The sequence below is a fragment of the Fulvivirga sp. genome, from assembly GCF_040220315.1.
Taxonomy (GTDB): Bacteria; Bacteroidota; Bacteroidia; order Cytophagales; family Cyclobacteriaceae; genus Fulvivirga.
In genome coordinates this window covers 1-4,945 of the sequence record NZ_JAVJUY010000008.1, presented here as the reverse complement: position 1 = coordinate 4,945, position 4,945 = coordinate 1, and the positions used below count along the sequence as shown (strand labels likewise).

Below are 4,945 nucleotides of genomic sequence, written 5' to 3'. Positions count from 1 at the left end.
CTATACTAAGATCTATATTCATACTAATATCATTTTACCCAAAACAAGCTATACAATCCTTTTCAGCGTCTATTACCTTATCAAGAAGGTATTTAGAGCCTTTCGATTTTTCCTTGTCCATCCGGTTAAGATGCTCAGACTTGATCTGACGGATGCGATTTGGGTGGATTAAATCCTTGAGTGATTCATGCTGATTCCATGTAAATCCTTCTTTCTCATTTTCATATTCCATAGCCTGGTGGTATAGATCCGGATGTTGTTCATATAGCCATACCCATTCTATCTTTTGTTGGAAAAAGCAGAAATAACAACCCGACCTACTACGGGCATATTGACCAGTTTGACCATCTACCTTGTAATCCATTTTTTCATAATAACCAGGTACACCAACTCCACTTTCTTTTAGCATCCGGAAAATATCATCGCGAACCAAAACGTCCTCATTATAGAGGAGGGGATAATCATCCTCGAAGGAAATCGGATATTCCTTGTCCTTGAGAAAATCAAACACAACTTTATTAAATTCAGGTAGCCCTTGATCAAATAGCAAATTCAGTCTTTCTTGAATTGCCATACGGTTTTGATCGAAATGACGATCTAAAAGGATCAACGGTTCTCGAATAATTTGAACTACCTTATCCAATCTACTTCCTTTGAGAACTCCGCTGTACAGATCCAATAGCCGCTCAGTTCCGGAGGCTGAAAGCACATTTTTGATAATCTCCTCACTCCAGATATTTCTTCGAAAGGGGAAAATTGACTGGATGTTGCGTTTCTTAGAAATGTATCCTTCTCGATCTTCATCGCCCCTAATACCAACATATGATATGGTTGGAGTTTCCCCCACAAAACTTTCGAATGGCTCCAGTTTCATTTTCTTGGTGCACCACCGCGCTACATTTGATGGTAGATACCCTCGGTAGGATTGATAGTAATAATCGAATGGGTTTTCACCCAAGTCCTTCACTTCTTTAGGTTCAAGTTTTTCGATTGTTTTTCCAAGGTATCCCTCTAGTCGATTGATAAGCTGGTAGGTTTCATCCAGTTCTTTCCCTGTATCACAGAAATAGTATTCAACATTGAGTTCAGGAAAGGTATTGCGCAAATAGATAGCTAGAGCCGCACTATCCTTTCCACCAGATATTCCTAATACGTGTTTTGGCTTAGTCATCAAGTTGTTGTTTTAATAAATTCAATAATATAAACTTATTCAAATTTTTATTCCGTCCTAACGCCTTTTTAATGTTATTCATCATATCCAGGGCCTTATCATCCAATTCTTCAGGGACATGAATGATCTGCCCTTTGGTTCCATCTTCCAAAGATGTTATGTCAACCTTCAGTACTCTTTCGTTTCCGTATTTAGAGGCTTTGCTAACCACTAGAAGGTTGTCAAGTTCCTGAAAGGCTTGCCCTAGTTTATCCTTGAATAACTCTTCGTCCTTGTCTCTCAATAACTCAAGTGATTTACCCATAACCACATGGCAAATGGAGTTAATCCATGAGTTCCGATCATCCAATGTTGATCTCAGGCGAACCAAAAGAGCAGTCTGCTGGGGCCGAAGCATGTGCTCCCTTAGATTTGCAAATCGCTTTTCAATTCTAGATTTATATTCTTGAAATGTGAGTTGCTTTTCATCAAGTAGCTCAGTCACTATAAATTTCTCTACGGAATCAACTAACTGGTCAAAACAACTTTGTAAATCCCGTATTGCACCACGGAGCTTCAAAATATACTCATCAAAAAGCTCCTTAGAATCCAAAAGTTCCTTTAATTCAACATTAACTGCCTTGGGAAACTCTTCAAAAAAAAGCTTCTCAGGGTCCTCTGCCTTCTCGATGGATTTTCTCAGAGCTATAGCTTCAGTGCTTAGTCGTTTGGTGTTTTTGGCATATTCGTTGAGATGATGGTAAAAAACCATAAATGGCTTTACACTCTCAATCAAACTTTGATTGTTAACCTTATCCGTATTCCTTAACTGAAGTAGTTCCCTATACTTGTTGTACAAATCAAGTTTGACCCCTTCTACATCAAACGCTTTGATGGAAAATTTATCTGCATCACGAGTGAAAAAGTACAGGTGCGAATCCGTCAATTCCGGCTGATATGCTTCTTCATCACTAAACAGCGCAAAATCATCACGTTTGATAAAAAGGAAAGTTGGTATCCAGAAATCCAAAAATCCTGGAGTCAATTTAAAGGGCTTGGTAGCTAATAAGCCATACAGGTCAGTGACTTTTCGTTTTTCTGATTTGGTTGAAAGAAGAAAAGCTTCACAAGCTTCCCATAGGGGTTTGAAGGTATTTGATGTAGGCTTCTGAAATTTGAATACTCCATCTTTCAGCACATGAATACCGGTTTCCTTTAAAAGCGTAAGATAAATTGTCTTTTGGGGTGGAAACTCTTCATCCTTAAACCCGAGATCCGGCAAATGGTAATTTGATGCCAATGCTTCGAAATAAGGCTTTTTTGCAGCATTACCGCCTTGCATTACATGCCTGTTGATCAACTCATTTCTGAATATTGGTGTTTGGGGATAAGCCAATTCACAAACCTGAGAAAGCGACTTATTCAGCTCTTTTTGTGAAGTTATCTTGACGTTCTCACCCTTATAATACCAAGAAACCTGATCGGTGAATAATGCTTCCAGCACATTTCTATTGAGCAATTGCTTCTGACTGGCAAAAATATTTTCAAACTCCTTGCGGGCAACTTTGTCATCTGTATGCTTGGATTTAGCCTTGAGTGTACGCTCGATATCGATTAGCAATTCTTTTATGTTTTCGACATTTCTAAATACCGCATAGATAGACTCTGGCTGGTTTTTAGAGAATTCTATTAAATCTTCAAGCTGAAGGGATTCATCAAAAAGTAGATTGATAAATCCATCTATTTGACCAGTTGGTATTTTTTGAATCGGTTTCTCCGAAATGACATATTCAAAAAACCTCGGTGTCCCGACCCTGTAAGTAATAGCCTTAGCATTTACTACCGAAAACTGGAAGTGTTCTTTAAGTTTTGTCGAAACATCAACATGATCATCGACTTCTCTGTCTGCTTGCTTCAGCTCTTCCGCAAAATCAACATCAGTACCCTCGATTATGCGATATGCATTGTTGTATTTTGTGTAAAGGATAATTTTCTTAGCTTCTAATTCCTCAAGGCTTTGTTTAATCTCAGAGACAGAATAAAACTCGTCTAAATAGCATGTAAGAAAATCTTGGTCAACTTTTGCTCCCTTATGTCCAAGCAGTGTAACCAAACCAATTATCTTGATAATTTCTTGTGCAACGGTAATATCGCCTACAAACAAATTTTCTGTCCGCTCTAACCCAACTGAAATGGAGCGCCAACCACTATAATCGTGTGTTTTCTGACTTCTTAGTTGTGAGTAAAATTCATGGTTCAGGTAATCATAGATATCTGAAATTATCAGGTGTTTATTGTTGGTGGTATCCAGTTCCCCTTCCAGAAAAGTAAATAACGATCTTTCATTTTGTCCGTACCGCTGTAAACCCACTGATAGTATGTAGGCGGAAAAAATATCCAAAGGCCATAATTGTGAACAAACATCCTCCAGGAAGCTGGGGTCTGATTTGACAATAGTATGCTCCTTCTGAAGTCGTAGCGTTTTCCTTACAATTTCCGGGTTTGACTTCGATTGGCTACCTAGTTTTTGAGCGGCCAAAAATAATAGCTGTTCTACTGGTTCATTGAAAGTCAGATCCTTGAATCTTCCTTTTACCTTTCGCCATTCATTGCGCTCTGCTGCATTTAGGAATGAAGATGAATAAGCATCGAAACTTTGATGTAGCGTAGTAATAAGGATGCAATTGTTATCAGGATCAGAAACAAACTCTGCCAATTGCTGAAAAAAGTATATCTCTTTTTCAGGCTCATTCCTGACCGCATATTCAACAAACTTTCCAAACTCGTCAATAACTACCAGCCTTGATTTTTTAGAGGTAGGCCGGAGTTTGGTAAGGATTGATTCTACTGATAAATCCGTATTTAATTTACCAGCAAGTATTTCTTGTAATGAAGCATACTCACCTAACAATTTTACAATCTCTAGCTTATTACCGAGATCAATATCGAAAAATGACCTTTCCCGTTTAATATCCTTCTCCAGGGCCCACAAAAAAGAAGATTTACCAGATCCATATGATCCAATTATCGTAAACGCCCTAAAATCTTTATTAGATAAGCCCTCAATTTCTTTGGCTACCTTTTTTGCGTTCGGTGTGACAAGGTAATTCACCTCAAAGGCTTCATCCCGGATGATGTTGACAGACGGTGAAAACTTAGCCTTCATAATACTTCTTTAATATTTCGATTGGGTCAGGCTTTGAGGTAAACTGGAGTTCTTTGACACCAGCTTCATTACTGAACGTCACAAATGGATACTTCTCAGAAATCTCTTCCAACTTTTCCGTCAGGCCTTCCCGATTGAACGCAAAAATGCTTCCTACACCTTCTCCATACATATTCTCAAAACTTACGGAATTACCATAAGCCTCATTCTCCAAAATGCAGTACATAAATATTGCAGGTGGAATCTCTGGTCTTCCCTTTGGTTCGATTGAAAACCACTCAAGTTTTTCCCTTTTGAGCTTTTGAACCAAGCCAAGTTCGGTTAAGAGTCCAGAGTAACTTTCGTCCAAATCCTTGCTATCATCCCTTGGGATGTACATACGACTAAAAATCTGAAGGTCGGTCTTTAAGGTTTTATTAGCGAAGGAACCTGCTTTCTCCTGAATCCAATTTTCAAAATGACTAAAATTGAACTCTGGCCTCCTTTTTCTAATTTCATGGAAAATTATATGGTAAGCAGAAGCATAATTATTCTTGACTAAATAGTAATGCAACAACCAAAGAGTACCTTGGTCTTCCAAATAGGGGTCCCATCCCTTTTTATCATCAAAGATTTTTTTAGCGACATTC

At 38.4% G+C, this 4,945-nt stretch carries 3 protein-coding genes; all 3 read right to left on the bottom strand.

All coding sequences use genetic code 11. From position 1 onward, the window contains the following. Positions 1–34: 34 nt before the first annotated feature. Complete coding sequence (locus RLO81_RS00325; protein ID WP_350105603.1) at positions 35–1,171, bottom strand: phosphoadenosine phosphosulfate reductase domain-containing protein; 1,137 nt, start codon at positions 1,169–1,171, stop codon at positions 35–37. After that, positions 1,164–4,316 carry a hypothetical protein gene (locus RLO81_RS00320; protein WP_350105600.1) on the bottom strand — a complete coding sequence of 1,051 codons (3,153 nt, stop codon included), beginning with the start codon at positions 4,314–4,316 and terminating at the stop codon, positions 1,164–1,166. The genes RLO81_RS00325 and RLO81_RS00320 overlap by 8 nt, the downstream gene beginning before the upstream one ends. Further along, the coding region (locus RLO81_RS00315; RefSeq protein WP_350105598.1) for a DUF4007 family protein at positions 4,306–4,945 on the bottom strand (640 nt) is incomplete at its 5' end. The genes RLO81_RS00320 and RLO81_RS00315, both read right to left, overlap by 11 nt.